The sequence below is a fragment of the Mycobacterium mantenii genome, from assembly GCF_001667865.1.
Lineage (GTDB): Bacteria > Actinomycetota > Actinomycetes > Mycobacteriales > Mycobacteriaceae > Mycobacterium > Mycobacterium mantenii_A.
In genome coordinates, this window is record NZ_LZJP01000100.1 from 254685 (window position 1) to 275566 (window position 20882).

Below are 20882 nucleotides of genomic sequence, written 5' to 3' on the forward strand. Positions count from 1 at the left end.
CCGTTAACAGTAGTGACGGCTATGCGCTAGTTATGTAGCAGCTGTGAGCTAAAGCCCCCGCTCAGCGCACGAAAACGCCACTCCTGCAGCCGCTGAATCCCTCCCCGCCGGGAACACGGACCCGATGCGCCTGAACGCGAGCCGAAGCCCGGCCTTCACTCGGGTCGCAGCGGATTCACCGCGAATTGAATCACCCGGTACGGCGCGGCCACCCGTGCGCGAGTGTCCCACTGGCTCACGAAGATTCGCAGCTCGTCGAGCGTAGAACCGGGTGAGATGTAGCCGCCATAGGGTTGCGCGAGCCGGTTGTCGTAGGGCGGCGGCAGGCTTTCCGCCGGCTCGGGCCACTCGTCGTGCTGCACCACCGTGGTGACCGGCGCGTCACCCAGCGTCGTCGGGTCGTCGGCCACCCGGACCTCCATGTTGCCCGTGACGGCGTTGAAATAGGACAGCACCGCCTTGCCGTCGATCTGCCGGACGCACAGCTCGCCCACCGCGTCCGGCCACAGCGGCGTCGGCGGCTTGCCCCAGCCGCCTTGCGGGCCGGCCGCCCAGCCCTGCCACCGCGACCGGTCGGTGAACGTCTGCGGCGTGGCCCGGTACAGCACCACCGGGTCGCGGCGGGTGAAGCTGTCAGCGACCATGTACACCCACCCGGTGGGCGAATCCGGGGTGGGAATCGGGTCGTAGTAGCCGCTGATCTGCGTTTGCGAGCCGCCTTGATAGGAGGCGGGGCGTTTCGATCCCGGTATGGTCTGCCAGCCCGCGCGCGCCGGTTCCGCGGTCACCAGCCGGGAGGTCTGCGGCTCGAGGTTTTTCGTCGTCGTCACCAGCAGGTAGTTGCGCCGGTTGATCTGCACCACCCCGGCGGGTAGCTGCGACGTCCCCGGCGGGGCGGCGTCGGCCAGCAGCGGATTGCTGACCCCGGTCACGCCGGTATAGCGCACCCCGGCCGGGTCGTCGACGGAAGCGGTGTCCACGTGCAGCGCCACCGGCGCGTACCAGCCGCCGAATCCGACTCCCTGGCCCGCGAAACTGTCGCCGCAGACTTGGAGCAGCTCGGTGGGGAACTCGACGAACTCACAGAGGTCGGTCGCGCCGATGCCGTAGTCGCCGGTAGGGGTGCCGGTGCCGGCGGTGGGGCCGATCCGCAGCACCTGCCCGGGCGCCAGCGGCTGCACGATCGGCTCGGGGGCCGGCGCCGGCGGGTCGGCGTGCGCGGCCCAAAACCATTGCGGCGCAGAGAGGACCAGAGCAAGCGAACACCGCGCGACCAGTCGGGTGTGGGCGGTGCTCACCCGCCTATTACAGCTGGGCGGCCAGCAGCTCGGCAATCTGGATGGTGTTCAGCGCCGCCCCCTTGCGCAGGTTGTCCCCCGACACGAACAGGGCCAGGCCGCGCCCGTCGGGCACCCCGGGGTCGTTCCGGAAACGGCCGACCAGGGATTCGTCGACGCCGGCGGCGGCCAAGGGGGTCGGCACGTCGACCACCTTGACCCCGGGCGCGCCGTCGAGCAGCTCGCGCGCACGCTCGGGTGACAGCGGCCGGGCGAACTCGGCGTTGATCGACAGCGAGTGCCCGGTGAACACCGGCACCCGCACGCAGGTGCCGCTCACGGCCAGGTCCGGAATGCCGAGGATTTTGCGGCTCTCATGCCGCAGCTTCTGGTCCTCGTCGGTCTCGCCGGAGCCGTCGTCCACGAGCGAGCCGGCCAGCGGCACCACGTTGAACGCGATCGGCGCCACGTAGGTCTTGGGCGCCGGAAACTCGACCGCGGAACCGTCCTGCACCAGCTGCTCGGCGTCGTCAATGACCGAGCGCGCCTGCGTCGCCAGCTCCTCGACGCCGACCAACCCGCTGCCGGACACCGCCTGATAGCTCGACACCACCAGGCGCACCAGCTCGGCGTCGTCGTGCAGCACCTTGAGCACCGGCATCGCGGCCATCGTGGTGCAGTTCGGGTTGGCGATGATGCCCTTTGGCCTGCGGTGCGCGTCTCTGTCGAAGTTCACCTCGGACACCACCAGCGGCACGTCCGGGTCCTTGCGCCACGCCGACGAGTTGTCGATCACCGTCACACCGGCCGCGGCGAACCGCGGCGCCTGCACCAGCGACATCGTCTTGCCCGCGGAGAACAACGCGATGTCCAGGCCGGTCGGGTCGGCCGTCGCGGCGTCCTCGACCTCGATCTCCTGGCCGCGGAACTCCAGCTTGCGTCCCTGCGAGCGGGACGACGCGAAAAACCGCACCGACGTCGCGGGGAAGTCCCGCTCGTCGAGCAACCTGCGCATCACCTGGCCCACCTGGCCGGTGGCGCCCACGACTCCGATGGAAACCATTTATCTGCCCGTCCCCGCATACACCGTCGCCGACTCCTCGCCGCCGAGCCCGAACGCCTCGTGCAACGCCACGACGGCCTTGTCTAGTTCGGTGTCGCGGCACAGCACCGAAATGCGGATCTCGGAGGTGGAGATCAGCTCGATGTTGACGCCCACCTCGGCCAGGGCCTCACAGAAGGTGGCGGTGACCCCGGGGTGGCTGCGCATGCCGGCCCCGATCAGCGACACCTTGCCGATGTGGTCGTCGTAGAGCAGCTGGCTGAACCCGATCTCGTCTTTGAGCGCGTCCAGCTTGGCCACCGCGGTGGGCCCGCTGTCCCGCGCGCAGGTGAAGGTGATGTCGGTCTTGCCGTCCTCGACCTTGGAGACGTTCTGCAGCACCATGTCGATGTTGACCTCGGCATCGGCGATCGCCCGGAAGACGCGAGCGGCATAACCGGGGATGTCGGGGATGCCGACGACGGTGACCTTGGCCTCGCTGCGGTCGTGCGCGACTCCGGTCAGGATGGGGTCTTCCATGGCTATGTCCTTGATCGATCCGACGACGACGGTGCCCGGGTTCTCCGAATACGAGGATCGGACGTGCACCGGAATGTTGTAGCGGCGTGCGTATTCCACGCAGCGCAGCATCAAAACCTTGGCGCCGCAAGCCGCCATCTCGAGCATCTCTTCGAAGGTGACCGTGTCCAGCTTGCGGGCGTTGTGCACGATCCTCGGGTCGGCGCTGAAGATACCGTCCACGTCGGTGTAGATCTCGCAGACGTCGGCGCGCAGCGCGGCCGCCAGGGCCACCGCCGTGGTGTCCGACCCGCCGCGGCCCAGCGTGGTGACGTCCCGGGTGTCCTGGCTGACGCCCTGGAATCCGGCGACGAGCACGATGCGCCCCTCGTCGAGCGCGGTCTGCAGCCGCCCCGGCGTGACGTCGATGATCTTGGCGTTGCCGTGCGTGCCGGTGGTGATGACGCCGGCCTGCGAACCCGTGAACGAGCGCGCCTGCGCACCCAGCGATTCGATCGCCATGGCGACCAGCGCATTGGAGATTCGCTCACCGGCGGTCAGCAGCATGTCCAGTTCCCGCGGCGGCGGGGCCGGGCACACCTGCTGGGCCAGGTCCATCAGGTCGTCGGTGGTGTCGCCCATCGCGGAAACGACGACGACCACATCGTTCCCCTGCTTCTTGGTTGCGACGATGCGCTCGGCCACCCGCCGGATCCGATCGGCGTTCGCCACTGAGGATCCGCCGTACTTTTGCACGACGAGCGCCACGTTTTTCCCCGCCTTTCCGGCCCTGGACACTTCAAATTCGGAAATAAGTCCACAACAGAATACGTGCCACCGCATGGTGATTTACGTCGCGATACCTGGTAGCCCGGCCTGCGGATTCGCTACGGTCTCGCGGGCATTTTTACCCAGGCGCCATAAGCGGTAAAGTGCAGGACGTGCAGCGGGTGCTCCTCCTCGGACGCCGCGACGGGGTCTGATCCAGACCGGCTTCCCGTCGCGGGTGTTCGCGATGCGCCGGTCTTGAAGATCCCCTTCCCACCCCGGAGCAATCACCGTGACTTCCAATCCCGACGCATTCAGCTCAATACGAACCATCGTCCCGCCCGCGGGCCCACCGGGGCCCGGGCAACCCGCATGGAACCCGCAGCGCGGCTCGTCGATGCCGGTCAACCGGTACCGGCCCTTCACCGAGGAAGTCGAGCCCATCCGGCTGTCCCACCGCACCTGGCCCGACCGCGTCATCGACAAAGCGCCGCTTTGGTGCGCCGTCGACCTGCGGGACGGCAACCAGGCGCTGATCGACCCGATGAGCCCGGCGCGCAAACGCCGCATGTTCGATCTGCTGGTCCGCATGGGCTACAAGGAAATCGAAGTGGGATTCCCGTCGGCCAGCCAAACCGACTTCGACTTCGTCCGCGAGATCATCACCGAGGGCGCCGTCCCCGATGACGTCACCATCCAGGTGCTGACCCAATGCCGGCCCGAACTGATCGAGCGCACCTTCGAGGCGTGCCGGGGCGTGCACCGGGCGATCGTGCACTTCTACAACTCGACGTCAATCCTGCAGCGCCGCGTCGTTTTTCGCGCCGACCGGGCCGCGGTGCAGGCCATCGCGACCGAGGGCGCCCGCAAATGTGTCGAGGAAGCGGCCAAATACCCTGATACACAATGGCGTTTCGAGTATTCACCGGAGTCCTACACGGGCACGGAACTGGAATACGCCAAGCAGGTGTGCGACGCCGTCGGCGAAATCATCGCGCCGACGCCCGACAACCCGATCATCTTCAACCTGCCCGCGACGGTGGAGATGGCCACCCCCAACGTCTACGCCGACTCGATCGAGTGGATGAGCCGCAATCTGGCCAACCGCGAATCGGTCATCCTGAGCCTGCATCCGCACAACGACCGCGGAACCGCCGTCGCCGCAGCGGAATTAGGCTATCAGGCCGGCGCCGACCGCATCGAGGGCTGCCTGTTCGGCAACGGCGAACGCACCGGCAACGTCTGCCTGGTGACGTTGGGGCTGAACCAGTTCTCGCGCGGCGTTGACCCGCAGATCGACTTCTCCAACATCGACGAGATCCGCCGCACGGTGGAGTACTGCAACCAGTTGCCGGTGCACGAGCGTCACCCCTACGGCGGCGACCTGGTCTACACCGCGTTCTCGGGCAGCCATCAGGACGCCATCAACAAGGGCCTGGACCAGATGAAGTTCGACGCGGACGCCGCGGACAGCGACGTCGCGGACATGCTCTGGCAGGTGCCGTATCTGCCGATCGACCCCAAGGACGTCGGGCGCACCTACGAGGCGGTGATCCGGGTCAACTCGCAGTCCGGCAAGGGCGGGGTGGCCTACATCATGAAGGCCGATCACGGCCTGGCCCTGCCGCGCCGGCTGCAGATCGAGTTTTCCCAGGTGGTGCAGAAGATCACCGACGGCGAGGGCGGCGAGATCTCGCCGAAGGAGATGTGGGACGCCTTCTCGGAGGAATACCTGGCGCCGATCCTGCCGCTGGAGCGGATCAGGCAGCGCGTCGACGCTTCCGAGGAGGACGGCGGCGTCACCCGCATCACCGCGACCGTCAAGATCAACGGGGCCGAGACCGAGATCATCGGGGCCGGAAACGGCCCGCTCGCCGCGTTCGTCGACGCGCTGGGCACCGTCGGGTTCGACGTCTCGGTCTTGGACTACTCCGAGCACGCGATGAGCTCCGGCGAGGAAGCTCAGGCCGCGGCGTATGTGGAGGCCTCGGTGGGCGGCCGCACGGTATGGGGGGTCGGCATCGCGCCGTCCATCACCTCCGCGTCGCTGCGGGCGCTCGTGTCGGCGGTCAACCGCGCGGCTCGCGCCTGATCAGAACAGTGCGAGCTGCTGGTCCAGCGTGCTGGCGTCGGTGAATTCGTCCATGCCGGTGCCGCCGATGACGGTGCCGACGCAGGCCATGAACTGGGCGTCGGAGATCACCGGCACGCCCAACTGCCGGGCGAGGTAGCCCTTGCCCTGCTCGGCGGCGGGATCGTTGCAGACCACCAGCGAGGTTTCCCGGTCAACGGCGTCGGTGTAGGCCAGCCCGGCATGCAGGATCCGCTCCACGAGTTCCTCGTGGGTGCGGCCGACCTCGGCGGCCAGCGCCACGCGCATGCCCTGCACCAGCGGTCGGCCGCCGACGTAGGGGCCGGGGTTGAGGTACGGGCAGGGCATCCGCGACGCCAGCACCTTCAGCGGTCGCAGCTCGTCGTGGGTGACCCGGCCATTCGGCCAGCGGCGCCTGGTCACCGGATGCACCGGCAACCAGATGTCGCCCTCGCGGGCGAGCTTGAGCGCCGACGCGAGCACGCCCGTCAGCACCAGCGCGTCGTCGAAGGCGTCGTGCGGCCGCTCCTGGGTGACGCCCCAGTGCGCCGCGAGCGTCTCCAACCGCAGGTTGTCGATCCCGAGGTCCAGCCGCCGCGCCAGCTCCACGGTGCACATGACGCTGTCGACGGGCAGTTCGGTCTCGGCCAGCTCGGCTTCGGCGGCAAGAAACGCGTAGTCGAACGCCACGTTGTGGGCCACCAGCGTGCGGCCGCGCAGCACCTCGGCCAGGTCGCCGACGATGTCGGCGAACTGTGGCTGGTCTTCCAGCATGGCGGCGGTCAGGCCGTGCACGTGGGTGGGACCCGGATCCACCCCGGGGTTGAGCAGGCTGACGACCGATTGCTCGACCTGGCCGTCGGCGTCCAGGCCGAGCGCCGCGACGCTGATGATGCGCGCCTGGCCCGGGCGAAACCCCGAGGTCTCGACATCGACGACGGCCCAGCCGGCGTCCGGCTCGCTGGCCGGCCGACCCCAGGACACCGCGCTCATGCACTGAGGATGACACGGCAGACCGACAACACCTGGGCGCTGCGCGCCGTGTCGGCGCTGAATTCGATGCGGCCGACCCGCCGCGCCCGGCGCACAGCGCCGCCCTTGCGATCACCCGGAATTCGAGGGGCAACGGCCCAGGGCGCCGAGCTCGCGATGACCCGGAATTCGAGGGCGGCGACGGCCCACATTTAAACTCACCCGCGTGATCACCACCCGTGCCCGCCTGGCCCTCGCCGCAGGAGCGAGCGCGCGCTGGGCGTCGCGGGTGACCGGACGCGGGGCCGGGGCGATGATCGGCGGCCTGATCGCGATGACGCTGGACCGCTCGGTCCTCCGGCAACTCGCCTCCGGACGGCGCACCGTCATCGTCACCGGCACCAACGGCAAATCCACCACCACCCGGATGACGTCAGCCGCGCTGGCGACGCTGGGCGCGGTGGCCACCAACGCCGAGGGCGCCAACATGGACGCCGGCCTGGTCGCCGCGCTGGCCGCCAACCGCGATGCCCCGCTGGCGGCCCTGGAAGTCGACGAGATGCACGTCCCGCACGTTTCCGACGCCGTCGAGCCAAGCGTCGTCGTGCTGCTCAATTTGTCGCGCGACCAGCTGGACCGGGTCGGCGAAATCAACGTCATCGAGCGCACCCTGCGCGCGGGCCTGGCCCGCCACCCCCGCGCGGTCGTCGTGGCCAACTGTGACGATGTCCTGATGACGTCGGCGGCCTACGACAGCCCGGACGTGGTGTGGGTGGCCGCGGGGGGTTCGTGGTCGAACGACTCGGTCAGCTGCCCGCGCAGCGGCGAGGTCATCGTCCGCGATAAGGGCCACTGGTATTCCACCGGCGCCGACTTCAAACGCCCCAGCCCGCAATGGTGGTTCGACGACGACACCCTCTACGGGCCCGACGGCCTGGCCCTGCCGATGCGGTTGGCGCTGCCCGGCGCGGTCAACCGGGGCAACGCCGCGCAGGCCGTGGCGGCCGCCGTCGCGCTGGGCGCGGATGCCGCGGCGGCGGTCGCGGCCGTCTCGGCGGTCGACGAGGTCGCGGGGCGTTATCGGACGGTCCGCGTCGGTGCGCACGAGGTGCGCATCCTGCTGGCCAAGAACCCGGCCGGCTGGCAGGAAGCGCTATCGATGGTGGACAAGGACGCCGCCGGGGTGGTCATCTCGGTCAACGGCCAGGTGCCCGACGGGGAAGACCTGTCGTGGCTCTGGGACGTGCGTTTCGAGCACTTCGAGCAGACGGCCGTCGTAGCCGCCGGGGAGCGCGGCACCGACCTGGCGGTGCGCCTGGGATATGCGGGCGTCGACCACACCCTGGTGCACGACACCGTGGCCGCCATCGCGTCCTGCCCACCCGGGCGGGTGGAGGTCGTCGCCAACTACACCGCGTTCCTTCAGCTGCAGCGAGCGTTGGCGCGCCATGGCTGACTCGGTGGTGCGGATCGGGCTGGTGCTGCCCGACGTGATGGGCACCTACGGCGACGGCGGCAACGCGCTGGTCCTGCGGCAGCGGCTGCGGCTGCGTGGCATCCCCGCCGAAATCGTCGAGATCACGCTGGCCGACCCGGTGCCCGATTCGTTGGACCTCTACACGCTGGGCGGCGCCGAGGATTACGCGCAGCGGCTGGCCACCCGGCACCTGATCAAGCACCCGGGCCTGCAGCGCGCCGCGGAGCGGGGCGCACCGGTGCTGGCGATCTGCGCGGCCGTTCAGGTGCTCGGGCACTGGTACGAAACGTCGGCCGGGGAACGCGTCGACGGCGTGGGCATGCTGGACGCGACGACGTCACCCCAGGGGGCGCGAACCATCGGCGAGCTGGCGACCACGCCGCTGCCGGCCGGCCTGACCGAGCGTCTCACCGGTTTCGAGAACCACCGCGGCGGCACCGTTTTGGGGTCCGCGGCGACGCCGCTGGGCGCGGTGGTCAAGGGCGCGGGCAACCGGGCCGGCGACGGCTTCGACGGCGCGGTGCAGGGCAGTGTCGTCGCCACCTACATGCACGGCCCCTGCCTGGCCCGCAACCCGGAGCTGGCCGACCTGCTGCTGAGCAAGGTGGTGGGTGAGCTGCCGCCGTTGCCGCTGCCCGAAGTGGAGTTGCTGCGCCGCGAACGTCTGGCGGCGCGCTGATGCGGGCCGAGACGGCGAAGATCAGGCCGAGACTGGCCGCGGGCGCCGCGCTGATCGCCGCGTTCATCACGTCGTCGACGGCGGCACACGCCAACCCCGAAGTCCTGAACGGCCGGTACAACGTGCTCTACCAGGGCAGCGACAAACCGACCGCCTGGCTTTTCGTGCCGTGCGGATCGGACTGCGTCCTGGCGACCTCACAAGACGGCGGCACGTTCGTCATCAGCTGGGAATTCCACCTCGCCAATGGGCGATGGACGCACAGCGGCACGGCCCAGGCGCCGTGCCCGAACGGCGCATCGGCCCCGGTGACCGTCAACTACAGCTTCGATGCCGTGTCGCTTGCCGGCGAAGCCCAGACGACGGCGTCGCCGGACGCGTGCAGCGGAGAGCCGGGCAATACCTTCACGAGGACGTTCCAATTGAGCAAGGCCTGACGAACGTCAGACCATTGCCCGCCGGCCGGCGAGCGCGCGGCCCAGCGTCAGTTCGTCGGCGAACTCCAGGTCACCACCCATCGGCAACCCCGACGCGATCCGCGTCACGGTCAGGCCGGGGATGTCGCGCAGCATCCGCACCAGGTAGGTGGCCGTCGCCTCGCCTTCGGTGTTCGGGTCGGTGGCGATGATCACCTCGGTGATGTCGACGTCGTCGACCCGCTCCCCGATCCGGCTCAGCAGCTCGCGGATCCGCAGCTGATCGGGCCCCACTCCCGAAAGCGGATCGAGCGCACCACCCAGCACGTGGTAGCGGCCGCGGAATTCGCGGGTGCGCTCGACGGCCTGGACGTCCTTGGGCTCCTCGACGACGCACACCTGCGAGCCGTCGCGGCGGGGATCCGCGCAGATCCGGCACCGCTCGTTGTCGGACACGTTGCCGCACACCGCGCAGAACCGCACCCCGTCGCGGACCTTCGCCAGCACCGCGGTCAGCCGGTCGATATCCGGCGGTTCCACCGACAACAGGTGGAAGGCGATGCGCTGGGCGCTTTTGGGCCCAATGCCCGGCAGCTTGCCGAGCTCGTCGATCAAATCCTGGACGGGTCCTTCGAACATGTCGGCCGCGGAATCTACAGCCCCGGCGCCGGCGCGGGCGGTTGTCCGGGCGGCGGGCCGAAGCCGCCGGCCAGCGACCCCAACCGCTCCTGGGCCATCCGGGTGACCTGCTTGGAAGCGTCGCCCATGGCGCCGACGATCAGGTCCTGCAACGTCTCGACGTCCGAAGGGTCGACGACGGACGGATCGATCTTCACCGCGACCACCTCGCCACTGCCCTTGACGACAACGTTGACCAAACCCCCACCGGCCTGACCCTGCACCTCGGCGTTCGCCAGTTGTTGCTGGGCTTCCATGAGCTTCTGTTGCATCTGCTGCGCCTGGGCCAGCAGCGCCGACATATCGCCTCCGGGTTGCATGACAATCCCCTCGCATCTTGGTCTCGAGTTGGTTTCGCTCGTGAGTCTCCGGCGATTCGAAACACCCAGCGTAGACCGCGCGGCGTTAGCTTTGCGCCGTGGACCTACGACTGAGCAGACGTGTCGGGATCAAAGTGGCGGTTGGTGTGCTCGTTGCCGCTTCGACGGCGATCATGCCGACCGCGACGGCGGTCCCCTCCAACATCGCCGGCATGGTGGTTTTCATCGATCCGGGCCACAACGGCTCCAATGACGGCTCGATCAACCGCCAGGTGCCCACCGGCCGCGGCGGCACCAAGGACTGCCAGACCAGCGGGACCGCGACCAACACCGGTTTCCAGGAACACACCTTCACCTGGGACACCGCACTGCGCGTCCGCGCCGAGTTGAGCGCGCTGGGCGTGCGGACCGCGCTGTCCCGCGCCAACGACAGCGGCCTGGGGCCGTGCGTCGACGAACGCGCGAACGCGGCCAACTCGCTGCGCCCCAACGCGGTCCTGTCCATCCACGCCGACGGCGGCCCGCCGTCCGGCCGCGGCTTCCACGTCAACTATTCGGCCCCACCGCTCAACCAGGTGCAGGCGGGGCCGTCGGTGCAGTACGCGCGGATCATGCGCGACCAGATGCAGGCCTCGGGAATCCCGCCGGCCAACTACATCGGCCAGAACGGCCTGTACGGCCGCTCGGACCTGACCGGTCTGAATTTGGCGCAGTACCCGTCGATCCTGGTCGAGTGCGGCAACATGAAGAACCCGGCGGACTCGGCGCTGATGGAGTCCGCCGAGGGCCGGCAGAAATATGCCGACGCGCTGGTCCGTGGTGTCGCGGGCTTCCTGGCCTCGCAGGGCCAGGCGCGCTAGCTCAGCTTTCGAGTTCCCGTTTCAGGTTGGCCAGCACCTCGCCCTGAATCCTCTTCAGCCCCAACGGCGCAAAGGTCTTTTCGAAGAAGCCCTTCACCCCGCCCGCGCCCGTCCAGGTGGTCTTCACGGTGACGCTGGAACCCGGTCCGGCGGGCGCCACGGTCCAGTTGATCAGCATGGACGAGTTGGCGTCCTTCTCGATGACGGTGTGCCCGGCCAGGTCGACGTTGACCTGCACGTCGCGCACGCGTGACTTGGTGGCCTGCAGCTTCCACTTGGCGACCGTGCCCGGTCCCTGCCCACCCTGTAGCACCTGGTAGTCGCTGTACTGCGGGGAGAGAATCTTCGGGCGGACGTTCTGATAGTCCGCGACGGCGGCAAGTGTTGCCGCGGGCTCCGCGTTGATCAAGATGGTGCTCTCGGCGCTCACCTGTCCCAAGGCGACCCCTCCTCATGGTGATTTCCCCGGCGCCGCCGCTCACGACGGGTGCACGGGCTGTTGTCGAAGACTAGGGTATATGTGGTGCCTGTCCTTGGATCTGCACTCTCGGCCCACAAGTCTGGCGTCGACCGGATAATGGCGAGTTATCGATCCATTCCGGCAACGTCCGCCGTCCGGCTGGCCAAGCCGACGTCAAACCTGTTCCGCGCCCGCACCAAACGTGATGCTCCCGGCCTGGACACGTCCGGGCTGACGGGCGTTTTGAGCGTCGATCCCGAGGCCCGCACCGCCGACGTGGCCGGCATGTGCACGTACGCCGACCTGGTGGCCGCGACGCTGCCGTACGGTCTTTCGCCGCTGGTCGTGCCACAGCTGAAGACCATCACCCTCGGCGGTGCGGTCAGCGGACTGGGTATCGAGTCGGCGTCGTTTCGCAACGGGCTGCCCCATGAATCGGTGCTGGAGATGGACATCCTCACCGGCGCTGGCGATTTGCTCACCACCTCGCCCACCCAGCACCCCGACCTGTTCCGCGCGTTCCCGAATTCCTATGGCACGCTTGGGTATTCAACTCGGCTGCGGATCGAGCTGGAATCCGTTGCCCCGTTCGTGGCGCTGCGGCACGTCCGGTTCCGGTCGCTGCCCGATCTGGTCGCGGCCATGGAACGCATCATCGACACCGGCGGGCAGGGCGGGACTCCGGTCGACTATCTCGACGGGGTCGTCTTCAGCGCCGACGAGAGCTACCTGTGCGTGGGCCGACGGACCACCACCGCCGGCCCGGTCAGCGACTACACCGGAAGAAACATCTACTACCAGTCCATCCGGCACGACGGCCCGGGCGTGGAGGCCACCAAGGATGACCGGCTGACCATCAACGACTACTTCTGGCGCTGGGACACCGATTGGTTCTGGTGCTCACGCGCGTTCGGTGTGCAGAACCCACGGCTGCGACGCTGGTGGCCGCGCCGCTACCGGCGCAGCAGCGTCTACTCGAAGCTGATCGCCGTGGACCGCCGCTTCGCGCTGTCCGACCGCATCGAGACACGCAGCATTCGTTCGCCGGGCCGTCCGGTCCGGGAACGGGTGGTGCAAGACGTCGAGGTGCCGGTCGAACGGACCTGCGACTTCCTGGAGTGGTTCCTCAACGAAGTACCCATAACGCCAATCTGGCTGTGCCCGTTGCGTTTACGTGACCATCAGGGCTGGCCCCTGTATCCGATGCGGCCGGATCACACGTACGTCAACGTCGGCTTCTGGTCGTCGGTGCCGGCCGGCGCCACCGACGGCGCCACCAACCGGATGATCGAAGCCAAGGTGGGCGAGCTCGACGGCCACAAGTCGCTGTATTCCGACTCCTTCTACTCCCGCGAGGACTTCGACGAGTTGTACGGCGGCGAGGCCTACAACACCGTCAAGAAAACCTACGACCCCGATTCTCGTTTACTCGACCTCTACGCGAAGGCGGTGCAACGGCGATGACTTCGATCAGGGAGACCAAAGAACCCCACCGCTCGCCGGCCGGCAAACTCAGCATGGCCGAGATCCTGGAGGTGTTCGCCGCGACCGGGCGACATCCGCTGAAGTTCACCGCCTACGACGGCAGCACGGCCGGGAGCGAAGACGCCGAACTGGGTCTGGACCTTCGCACTCCCCGCGGTGCCACCTACCTGGCCACGGCGCCCGGCGAACTCGGCCTGGCCCGCGCCTACGTGGCGGGTGACCTGCAGGCGTACGGCGTGCATCCCGGTGATCCGTACCAACTGCTCAAAACGCTGACCGATCGGGTCGAATTCAAACGTCCGACGGCACGGGTGCTGGCCAACGTCGTCCGTTCGATGGGTTTCGAGCGATTGTTACCGGTCGCACCACCACCGCAGGAAACCCCGCCCCGCTGGCGCCGGGTCGCCGACGGGCTGATGCACAGCAAGACCCGCGACGCCGAGGCCATCCACCACCACTACGACGTCTCCAACACCTTCTACGAACTCGTGTTGGGTCCGTCCATGACCTACACCTGCGCGGTGTATCCCGACGCCGACGCCTCGCTGGAGGACGCTCAGCAGAACAAGTACCGGCTGATCTACGAGAAGTTGCGGCTGAAGCCGGGCGACCGGCTGCTCGACGTCGGCTGCGGGTGGGGCGGCATGGTGCGCTACGCGGCCCGCCGCGGCGTCCGGGCGATCGGCGCCACCCTGTCGGCCGAGCAGGCGAAGTGGGCGCGGCAGGCGATCGCCGACGAAGGACTGTCCGAGCTGGCCGAGGTGCGCCACACCGATTACCGCGACGTGGGCGAGGCGCAATTCGACGCCGTGTCCTCGATCGGGCTGACCGAACACATCGGCGTCAAGAACTACCCTGCCTACTTCGACTTCCTGAAGTCGAAGCTGCGCACCGGCGGTCTGCTGCTCAACCACTGCATCACCCGGCACGACAACACCTCGACCTCGTTCGCCGGCGGGTTCACCGATCGCTACGTCTTCCCGGACGGGGAGCTGACCGGCTCGGGCCGCATCACGTGCGCGATCCAAGACGCCGGGTTGGAGGTGCTGCACGCCGAGAACTTCCGCCACCACTACGCGATGACGCTGCGTGACTGGTGCCGCAATCTGGTCGAGCACTGGGACGTGGCGGTCGCCGAGGTCGGCTTGCCGACCGCCAAGGTGTGGGGCCTGTACATGGCGGCATCCCGGGTGGCGTTCGAGCAGAACAACCTTCAGCTGCATCACGTGCTGGCGGCCAAGACCGACGCGCGGGGCGATGATGACCTGCCGCTGCGGCCGTGGTGGACGGCATAGCGCGCTAGCCGAAGGTGGCGACCCGCTGCGCCCGGCCACGGCCGCGCTTGCGATCACAACTAGCCGTTGTCGATGGGGCGGGCGCCGAGCTCATTCTGTAGCAGTTCGAGCGCGACCTCTTCGGGGTCGCGGCGTGGCGCCGACGGCTCGTCGCGGACCGCCTCGGCGAGCATGTGTTCCTCTTCGTCGCGGCGCGCGGACTCCACGTCGGGTGCGGGCTCGGCCACATTGGGCATCGCCGGGCCGCTGCCCCCGCCGGCGGGAGGGGGCGTCGCGGCCGACGCCGGCGCGCCGGCCTCACACCGCACCCGCCAGTTGACGCCCAGCGCGTCTTTGAGCGCCTCGGCGATGACGTCGGCGTTGCGCTGTTCACAGAGCCTCTTGGCCAGCGGCGCCGATTCATGGCTGAGCACCAATGTGTTGCCCTCGAGCGCACGGACGGTCGCGCCGGCCAGCATCACCTCGGTGGTACGGCTGCGCTGACGCACCTTTTCGCGCACCGTCGGCCACATGCTGCGTACCGCGGCGGTGTTGAGTTCGCCTGGCGCAGAAGCTGTTTCGGCCGCAGGTGCCGGAGCAGCGGTTGGTTCGGGGGCGGGGGCCGCAGCCGGTACCGGAGCCGGCCCGGGGGCCGGCTCCGGTTTGGGGGCCGGGGCCGGCTGGGGTTCGGGCTTCGGCGCGGGTTTCGGTTCGGGCTTGGCGGCGGCCGCCGCGGACGGCCGGGTGAACCGCACGGGTTGCTCGGGCTCGGCCGGCGCCGTCGCGCCGCGGGGCGCCGCGGCGGTGGCGTCGGAGCCGGGAATGGACATGTCCAGCCGGGTCTCGATCCGCTCGACGCGCTGCAGCAGCGCCGCCTCGGTGTCGCTGGCCGAGGGCAGCAGCAGTCGCGCGCACACAACCTCGAGCAGCAGGCGTGGCGCGGTGGCACCGCGCATCTCCCCCAGCCCCGCCTGCACCACCTCGGCGTAGCGGGTCAGGGTCGCCGGGCCGATCCGGGTGGCCTGTTCGCGCATCCGCTCCAGCACGTCCTCCGGTGCGTCCACCACGCCGCGGCTGGCCGCGTCCGGAACGGCCTGGAGCAGGATCAGGTCGCGGAACCGCTCGAGCAGGTCGGTGGCGAAGCGCCGTGGGTCGTGGCCGGCATCGATCACCGACTCCACCGCACCGAACAGCGCCGCGGCGTCGGCGGCGGCAAGGGCGTCCACCGCATCGTCGATCAGCGCCATGTCGGTGGCCCCCAGCAGGCCCAATGCCCGCTGGTAGGTCACGTGGGCGCCTTCGGCGCCGGCCACCAGCTGATCGAGCACCGACAAGGTGTCGCGTGGCGAGCCGCCGCCGGCGCGGATCACCAGCGGGTAGACGGCGTCGTCGACGGCGACGCCCTCTTGCTCGCAGATCCGCCCGATCAGCGACCGCATGGTCTTGGGCGGTAACAACCGGAACGGGTAGTGATGGGTGCGCGACCGGATCGTCGGCAGCACCTTCTCCGGTTCCGTGGTGGCGAAGATGAAGATCAGGTGCTCGGGCGGTTCCTCGACGATCTTGAGTAGTGCGTTGAATCCCGCCGTGGTCACCATGTGCGCCTCGTCGACGATGAACACCCGGTAGCGGGACTGGGCCGGCGCGTAGAAGGCGCGGTCGCGCAGCTCGCGAGTGTCGTCCACACCGCCGTGGCTGGCCGCGTCGAGCTCGACGACGTCGATGCTGCCTGGCGCGTTGGGCGCCAGCGCCTGGCACGAGTCGCACACCCCGCACGGCGTGGCCGTCGGGCCCTGAACGCAGTTCAACGACCGGGCGAGGATGCGGGCCGAGGAGGTCTTCCCGCAGCCGCGCGGACCGGAGAACAGATACGCGTGGTTGATCCGGCCGGCTTCCAGGGCGATCGACAGCGGTTCGGTGACGTGCTCCTGCCCCACCACTTCGGCGAAGGTTGCCGGTCGGTACTTGCGGTAGAGGGCCACGGTCAGCAGGCTACCGGCGCACGGCGACGACGATGCGGGCACCGCAGGTCCCGCTGTGGAGTCGAACCATCGGCACGGCGACGACGATGCGGCTGGCATTGAGTGTGCAACAGCGGCTTCGAGTGTGAACCCGCGGTGGACTCGCGCGGCGCGGACTCAAGGGGTGGTTTCGCCCTCAGCGCCACTCGGCGCGGATTCAAACTCGTTGGGAAGCCAGCAGCGACTCCGAGGCCGCCAACAACGCGCAGGTGGCCAGGCCGTCGACGGCGTCGCGCAGGTCCGGCAGCGACGGGAAGGTGGGCGCGATCCGGATGTTGGTGTCCTTCGGATCCTTGCGGTACGGGAACGACGCCCCCGCCTCGGTCACCGCGATCCCGGCGTCCTTGGCCAGCGCGACGGTCCGTTTGGCCGTGCCGGGCAGCACGTCGAGGCTGATGAAGTAGCCGCCCTTGGGATCGGTCCACGACGCGATCTTGGAGTCGCTGAGCCGCTGATCCAGGATCTCGGCCGCCAGCGCGAACTTCGGCGCCAGGATCTGCTGGTGACGCAGCATGTGCAGACGCACTCCGTCGGCGTCGCGGAAGAAGCGCAGGTGCCGCAGCTGGTTGACCTTGTCGGGTCCGATCGACTTCTTTCCCGCGTACTGCAGGTACCAGGCGATGTTGCCCAGCGATCCGCCGAAGAAGCTCACGCCGGCGCCGGCGAAAGTGATCTTGGACGTGGACGCGAACACGTAGGGCCGATGCGGGTTGCCGGCCGCGGACGCCAACCCGAGCACGTCGACCTGCCGGATGAAGTCGTGCGTCAGGGTGTGCACCGCGTACGCGTTGTCCCAGAACAGCCGGAAGTCCGGCGCCGCGGTCCGCATCTGGACGAGCCGCAGGACCGTGTCCCAGGAGTAGGTGACCCCGGTCGGGTTGCCGAACACCGGCACCGTCCACATGCCCTTGATGGCAGGGTCCGCGGCGACCAGCTCTTCGATCAGGTCGACATCGGGCCCCTCGGACAGCATCGGGACGGGGATCATCTCGATGCCCATCGTCTCGGTGATCGCGAAGTGGCGGTCGTAGCCGGGCGCCGGGCAGAGGAACTTGATGCTCGGTTCGTCCTTCCAGGGCCGCAGCGAGTCCACGCCGCCATACAGCATCGAGAAGGCGACCAGGTCGTGCATCAGTTCCAGGCTGGAGTTGTTGCCCGCGATCAGGTTCTGCACCGGGATGCCGAGCAGCTCGCCGAAGATGGCCCGCAGTTCGGGCAGGCCGTGCAGGCCGCCATAGTTGCGGGTGTCGGTTCCCTCGCTGTCGCGGTAGTCGTCTCCGGGCAGGCTCAGCAACTGGTTGGACAGGTCGAGCTGGGCGGGAGCCGGCTTGCCGCGGGTCAGGTCCAGGGAAAGCTTCTTGGCCTGCAGTTCCGCGTAATCCTGCTGGTGGCGAGCGTTCGCGGCCGCAAGCTCGGCCGGGGTGAGGGACTCCAGCGACACCATGAACCCTTTCGCTGTCGAAGGCGGGAAATCAGTGGCGATCGCAAGCGCGGCGGAGCCGGGCGAAGCGGGTCGCCGCTCATGGATATAGGGGACCCCGCGCACCCGACAGAGCCCATTGACCCTTGCTGCCTTCCGGCCCTGGGGGAGTTCACAGGATAGACGCCGCGCGGGGTCCAGCGACGAGTCTAATACCTGCCTCCGAGTCGACGACGAGCACTGGCGGGGGCCGGATGGCCCTCGGTTACCATGGCCACGGAGGATTCGCCTAGTGGCCTATGGCGCTCGCCTGGAACGCGGGTTGGGTTAACAGCCCTCGCGGGTTCAAATCCCGCATCCTCCGCCATTGGTCCGCCCCGCGGACAGGTACGAATTGATACGGGTTCGAGTCGGCCGCCTTTAGGCTGGCGTGGACCCACCAGCATGAGGAGGGGTATGGGGCGCAAGATTGCCGTGCCATGGCACCTGCTGTTCTCGCTGGTTGCCGGCGCCCTCTACTTCTTCTTTGTGTTGCCCCGCTGGCCCGAGCTGATGGGTGACACGGCGCACACGTTGGGCACGGTGCTGCGCATTGCGACTGGGGCCCTGGTCGCCCTCGCGGCACTGCCCGTGGTGTTCACCCTGCTGCGCACCCGCAAGCCCGAATTGGGGACCCCGCAGCTGGCCCTATCAATCAGGATCTGGTCGATCGTCGCCCACGTGCTGGCCGGGGTGCTGATCATCGGCGCGGCGATCAGCGAGATCTGGCTGACCCTGGACGCCGCCGGCCGGTGGTTGTTCGGGATCTACGGCGCTGCCGCCGCGATCGCGCTGCTCGGCGTTTTCGCCTTCTATCTCTCCTTCGTCGCCGAAATGCCCCCGCCACCGCCCAAGCCGATCAAGGCAAAGAAGCCCAAGAAACGCCGCGTGCGGCGCAAGAAGGGCGACGAGGCCGACGAGGACGACGCCGAATCGGCCACCGGCGACGAGGCCGACGAGGACGAGGCCGAAGAGACTGAGACCGCCGCGGCGGAGGCCGAAGCAGCCGAGGAAGCCGAGCAGGCTGAACCGGCGGCGGAACCCGCCGAAACCGCCCCAGCCGAGGCGGCGGCCGTCGCGGACACCGCCGAACCTGCCGGCCAGGGCGACGAGCCGAAGGCCAAGTTGCGCAACCGGCGCCCGACGGGCAAGGGATCGCACCGGATGCGGCGCAGGAGCACCGGTGCCGGCGTGGCCCTGGACGAATCCGGCGACGAGGACTAGCTGTCGTCAGTCTTTGCGGCGCAGACCCTCCACATAGGCGGCGATGCGCTGCTGGATCTCATCCGACCCCCACATCCGACGGACCTCGTCGTCAGCGATGCCCGCCTCGCGGATCCGCGCCATCGTCGGGGCGTGCAGCTGGATTTTCGTGTGGCTGTAGGCGTCAGCCGGGATGTCGCCCAGGTCTGACGCCTCCGCCACGGCCGCCTCGAGGAGATCCTCAGCGACGACCCGGTCGGCGAGTCCGCCGGCAACGGCCTCCGGACCCCGGTAGGTGCGGCCGCCGAGCAGGACCCCGTCGGCGTGGCGTCCGCACGCGTGGCGCATGACCTCGAGCGCGGCCACCGGAAACGGCACCCCGACGCGCACCTCGGCGGCGCCGATCTGGGCGTCGGGACTGATCAGCCGGCGGTCACACGCGCACGCGAGCACACACCCACCCGCGATGGCGGCGCCGTTGATCGCGGCCACCGTCGGCCCCGGGTAACTGAACATCGCCTCGAAGGCGGCCGAGAGCGCCGGGACCAGCCGGTCGGTGTAGTCGGCGCCGCCCTCTACCACGCGGTTGAGGTCAACCCCGGCGCTGAACACGCGGCCCGCCCCGGTGATGACCAGCGCGTGGGCACCGGCACCAGCCATGTCGCGCAGCGTCGTGGCCAGCTCTTCGAGCAGCTCGACGTCTTGGGCATTGACGCGCCCCGACGACATGGTCAACACCTGCACTGTCCCTGCAGCGTGGATTTCGATCACGGTCCCAGTCTTCCCCTGTCAGCTCGACGCGGCGAGGACGACGGGGATGTCCGTGTTCTCGTCGGTGTGGTAACTCGCGCAGACGCGGTGATAGCCGTCGGCGATCTGCAATGGAATCCCGGTGGTGAAGTCACCCCGCACCAGCAGGATCGGTGAGAGCGGTAGGCCCTTCTCGATCTTGGTCAGGTCGGCCGCGACGTGCGGATTGTCCACCGGCAGCAGGCTCAGCTGCGCCGCCCGCAGAATGTCTTTGGCCTTTCGGTGCGTCACGGTCTGGGACTTCAGCTTCTTGATCACCTTCTTCACGGTCTGCCGGCTCGCGAGCATGGTCAGATAGTCCGCCGCCGCCGGAAAGTCATGGGCCTCAGGCTTTTCCAACCACTTCACGCTCAGCATCGCGTTACTCCTCTCGGCGGCTCCGACATCGACGCAGCCTACCGCCTCGGCGCCGCGAAATTTGGGATCGGTAGCAACCGCGGCGGCCTGTACTTGCGCCAGGACGACGCCATCGGGGCGGCGCTCGAAGGAAGGAACCACAAGTGAAACGTCTTCTCGCAGCTGCGATTGGGACCCTGGGCTGCGCCGCGGCTTCAGTGGCCCTGGTGGGGTGCTCGGGCGGCGGCCACACGGCCGCACCGGCATCGAGCACGACGCCCAGCGCCTCCACGGGTACCAGCGCGCAGGTCAAGGTGGGCGGTACCGACCTGGCGGGCGTGAACCCGGCGTCGGTGACCTGTGTACGTACCGGCGGCAAGATCAACATCGGCAGCGGCTCCACGGGCGGTGCCCAGCAGGCGCTGGCCGTCGTGATGACCGACGAATCCGCCCCGAAGGTCCAGTCGCTGGCCCTCGTTGTCGACGGCAACGCCCTGGCGGTCAGCGACAACATGGGCGCGAAGGTGGGCTCGGCCAACGTCGCGGTCGACGGCAAGACCTACACCATCACCGGCCAGGCGCAGGGTGCCGACATGAAAAACCCGATGGCCGGGATGATCACCAAGGACTTCAGCATCAAGGTGTCCTGCGGCTGATCGGTTGTGGCCCTCGAGCGGCGGACGTGCTTCACTCACGCGTCCGCCGCTCGCGGTTTGGCCGATAAGACACCGCCG

At 68.7% G+C, this 20882-nt stretch carries 21 protein-coding genes, 1 tRNA gene and 1 other RNA gene; 10 read left to right on the forward strand and 13 right to left on the reverse strand.

What is annotated here, in order from left to right; translation table 11 throughout:
• Positions 1-155: 155 nt before the first annotated feature.
• From A5688_RS18705 to A5688_RS18715, 3 genes are read right to left on the reverse strand one after another with little or no spacing between them, the layout of a single operon-like run.
• Positions 156-1298 (reverse strand): DUF4185 domain-containing protein, encoded by a 1143-nt coding sequence (locus tag A5688_RS18705; protein ID WP_068268239.1) that lies wholly within the window; start codon positions 1296-1298, stop codon positions 156-158.
• 7 nt (positions 1299-1305) lie between these two features.
• The gene (locus A5688_RS18710) at positions 1306-2340 is read right to left on the reverse strand and encodes an aspartate-semialdehyde dehydrogenase (RefSeq protein WP_067831999.1); all 1035 of its coding nucleotides are present in this window, start codon (positions 2338-2340) and stop codon (positions 1306-1308) included.
• On the reverse strand, positions 2341-3606 hold the full coding sequence (locus A5688_RS18715) for an aspartate kinase (RefSeq protein WP_067832001.1): 1266 nt from the start codon (positions 3604-3606) through the stop codon (positions 2341-2343). It lies immediately after the preceding gene.
• A gap of 292 nt (positions 3607-3898) precedes the next feature.
• On the opposite strand from A5688_RS18715, the gene leuA reads away from it, so the two are divergent.
• Positions 3899-5698 carry a 2-isopropylmalate synthase gene (gene leuA, locus A5688_RS18720; protein ID WP_067910896.1) on the forward strand — a complete coding sequence of 600 codons (1800 nt, stop codon included), beginning with the start codon at positions 3899-3901 and terminating at the stop codon, positions 5696-5698.
• Here leuA and A5688_RS18725 read toward each other — a convergent pair whose 3' ends face one another.
• Positions 5699-6691, reverse strand: a complete 993-nt coding sequence (locus A5688_RS18725) for a DEDDh family exonuclease (RefSeq protein ID WP_067910900.1) — start codon at positions 6689-6691, stop codon at positions 5699-5701.
• Positions 6688-6882, reverse strand: a complete 195-nt coding sequence (locus A5688_RS18730; RefSeq protein ID WP_067910903.1) for a hypothetical protein — start codon at positions 6880-6882, stop codon at positions 6688-6690. The genes A5688_RS18725 and A5688_RS18730 overlap by 4 nt, the downstream gene beginning before the upstream one ends.
• Positions 6883-6896: 14 nt before the next feature.
• Between A5688_RS18730 and A5688_RS18735 the strand changes: the two genes are divergently transcribed.
• From A5688_RS18735 to A5688_RS18745, 3 genes are read left to right on the forward strand one after another with little or no spacing between them, the layout of a single operon-like run.
• Positions 6897-8126 (forward strand): Mur ligase family protein, encoded by a 1230-nt coding sequence (locus A5688_RS18735; protein WP_067832008.1) that lies wholly within the window; start codon positions 6897-6899, stop codon positions 8124-8126.
• A gap of 4 nt (positions 8127-8130) precedes the next feature.
• Positions 8131-8826 (forward strand): type 1 glutamine amidotransferase, encoded by a 696-nt coding sequence (locus tag A5688_RS18740; protein WP_207546704.1) that lies wholly within the window; start codon positions 8131-8133, stop codon positions 8824-8826.
• On the forward strand, positions 8826-9263 hold the full coding sequence (locus A5688_RS18745; RefSeq protein WP_067907452.1) for a hypothetical protein: 438 nt from the start codon (positions 8826-8828) through the stop codon (positions 9261-9263). Before A5688_RS18740 ends, A5688_RS18745 begins: the two co-directional genes overlap by 1 nt.
• 6 nt (positions 9264-9269) lie before the next feature.
• Here A5688_RS18745 and recR read toward each other — a convergent pair whose 3' ends face one another.
• Both recR and A5688_RS18755 read right to left on the reverse strand, forming a co-directional pair.
• Complete coding sequence (gene recR, locus A5688_RS18750; RefSeq protein WP_008263246.1) at positions 9270-9881, reverse strand: recombination mediator RecR; 612 nt, start codon at positions 9879-9881, stop codon at positions 9270-9272.
• Positions 9882-9895: 14 nt separating this feature from the next.
• Positions 9896-10240 (reverse strand): YbaB/EbfC family nucleoid-associated protein, encoded by a 345-nt coding sequence (locus tag A5688_RS18755; protein ID WP_082954993.1) that lies wholly within the window; start codon positions 10238-10240, stop codon positions 9896-9898.
• A 98-nt stretch (positions 10241-10338) separates the two neighbouring features.
• Here A5688_RS18755 and A5688_RS18760 point away from each other — a divergent pair, with 98 nt between their 5' ends.
• Entirely contained in the window at positions 10339-11100 is a 762-nt protein-coding gene (locus A5688_RS18760) for an Rv3717 family N-acetylmuramoyl-L-alanine amidase (RefSeq protein WP_207546694.1), read from the forward strand.
• A 1-nt stretch (position 11101) separates the two neighbouring features.
• On the opposite strand, the gene A5688_RS18765 is transcribed toward A5688_RS18760, so the two are convergent.
• Positions 11102-11539: an SRPBCC family protein gene (locus A5688_RS18765; protein WP_067907447.1), complete on the reverse strand. Its 438-nt coding sequence runs from the start codon at positions 11537-11539 to the stop codon at positions 11102-11104.
• Positions 11540-11620: 81 nt separating this feature from the next.
• Between A5688_RS18765 and A5688_RS18770 the strand changes: the two genes are divergently transcribed.
• A complete protein-coding gene (locus A5688_RS18770) occupies positions 11621-13024 on the forward strand; it encodes an FAD-binding oxidoreductase (protein ID WP_067907443.1) in 1404 nt (467 codons plus the stop codon).
• 5 nt (positions 13025-13029) lie between these two features.
• Positions 13030-14340, forward strand: a complete 1311-nt coding sequence (locus A5688_RS18775; protein WP_431602635.1) for a class I SAM-dependent methyltransferase — start codon at positions 13030-13032, stop codon at positions 14338-14340.
• A 59-nt stretch (positions 14341-14399) separates the two neighbouring features.
• Here A5688_RS18775 and A5688_RS18780 read toward each other — a convergent pair whose 3' ends face one another.
• The 3 genes from A5688_RS18780 to ffs all read right to left on the reverse strand — a co-directional run bounded on the left by A5688_RS18780 (position 14400) and on the right by ffs (position 17963).
• Positions 14400-16301 carry a DNA polymerase III subunits gamma/tau gene (locus tag A5688_RS18780; RefSeq protein ID WP_068268251.1) on the reverse strand — a complete coding sequence of 634 codons (1902 nt, stop codon included), beginning with the start codon at positions 16299-16301 and terminating at the stop codon, positions 14400-14402.
• Positions 16302-16497: 196 nt separating this feature from the next.
• Positions 16498-17781, reverse strand: a complete 1284-nt coding sequence (locus A5688_RS18785; RefSeq protein WP_120312316.1) for an aminotransferase class I/II-fold pyridoxal phosphate-dependent enzyme — start codon at positions 17779-17781, stop codon at positions 16498-16500.
• An 85-nt stretch (positions 17782-17866) separates the two neighbouring features.
• Positions 17867-17963: signal recognition particle sRNA small type (gene ffs, locus A5688_RS18790), an RNA gene on the reverse strand.
• 75 nt (positions 17964-18038) lie between these two features.
• On the opposite strand from ffs, the gene A5688_RS18795 reads away from it, so the two are divergent.
• Together A5688_RS18795 and A5688_RS18800 are read left to right on the forward strand one after the other, a co-directional pair.
• A tRNA-Ser gene (locus A5688_RS18795) sits at positions 18039-18127 on the forward strand.
• An 89-nt stretch (positions 18128-18216) separates the two neighbouring features.
• A complete protein-coding gene (locus tag A5688_RS18800; protein WP_067834287.1) occupies positions 18217-19023 on the forward strand; it encodes a hypothetical protein in 807 nt (268 codons plus the stop codon).
• A gap of 6 nt (positions 19024-19029) precedes the next feature.
• Here A5688_RS18800 and A5688_RS18805 read toward each other — a convergent pair whose 3' ends face one another.
• Together A5688_RS18805 and A5688_RS18810 are read right to left on the reverse strand one after the other, a co-directional pair.
• On the reverse strand, positions 19030-19773 hold the full coding sequence (locus A5688_RS18805; protein WP_242660416.1) for an enoyl-CoA hydratase/isomerase family protein: 744 nt from the start codon (positions 19771-19773) through the stop codon (positions 19030-19032).
• 18 nt (positions 19774-19791) lie between these two features.
• Positions 19792-20169: a hypothetical protein gene (locus tag A5688_RS18810; protein WP_067834389.1), complete on the reverse strand. Its 378-nt coding sequence runs from the start codon at positions 20167-20169 to the stop codon at positions 19792-19794.
• Between the two features lie 176 nt (positions 20170-20345).
• Here A5688_RS18810 and A5688_RS18815 point away from each other — a divergent pair, with 176 nt between their 5' ends.
• Complete coding sequence (locus A5688_RS18815) at positions 20346-20804, forward strand: lipoprotein LpqH (RefSeq protein ID WP_207546705.1); 459 nt, start codon at positions 20346-20348, stop codon at positions 20802-20804.
• The last annotated feature ends 78 nt before the right edge of the window (positions 20805-20882 follow it).

Excerpts from the sequence above, each read along its gene's own strand:
- A5688_RS18710 (WP_067831999.1), bottom strand. The coding sequence starts at position 2,340 with ATGGTTTCCATCGGAGTCGTGGGCGCCACCGGCCAGGTGGGCCAGGTG.
- A5688_RS18725 (WP_067910900.1), bottom strand. The coding sequence starts at position 6,691 with ATGAGCGCGGTGTCCTGGGGTCGGCCGGCCAGCGAGCCGGACGCCGGC.
- A5688_RS18730 (WP_067910903.1), bottom strand. The coding sequence starts at position 6,882 with ATGTGGGCCGTCGCCGCCCTCGAATTCCGGGTCATCGCGAGCTCGGCG.
- A5688_RS18745 (WP_067907452.1), top strand. The coding sequence starts at position 8,826 with ATGCGGGCCGAGACGGCGAAGATCAGGCCGAGACTGGCCGCGGGCGCC.
- recR (WP_008263246.1), bottom strand. The coding sequence starts at position 9,881 with ATGTTCGAAGGACCCGTCCAGGATTTGATCGACGAGCTCGGCAAGCTG.
- A5688_RS18755 (WP_082954993.1), bottom strand. The coding sequence starts at position 10,240 with ATGCAACCCGGAGGCGATATGTCGGCGCTGCTGGCCCAGGCGCAGCAG.
- A5688_RS18800 (WP_067834287.1), top strand. The coding sequence starts at position 18,217 with ATGGGGCGCAAGATTGCCGTGCCATGGCACCTGCTGTTCTCGCTGGTT.
- A5688_RS18810 (WP_067834389.1), bottom strand. The coding sequence starts at position 20,169 with ATGCTGAGCGTGAAGTGGTTGGAAAAGCCTGAGGCCCATGACTTTCCG.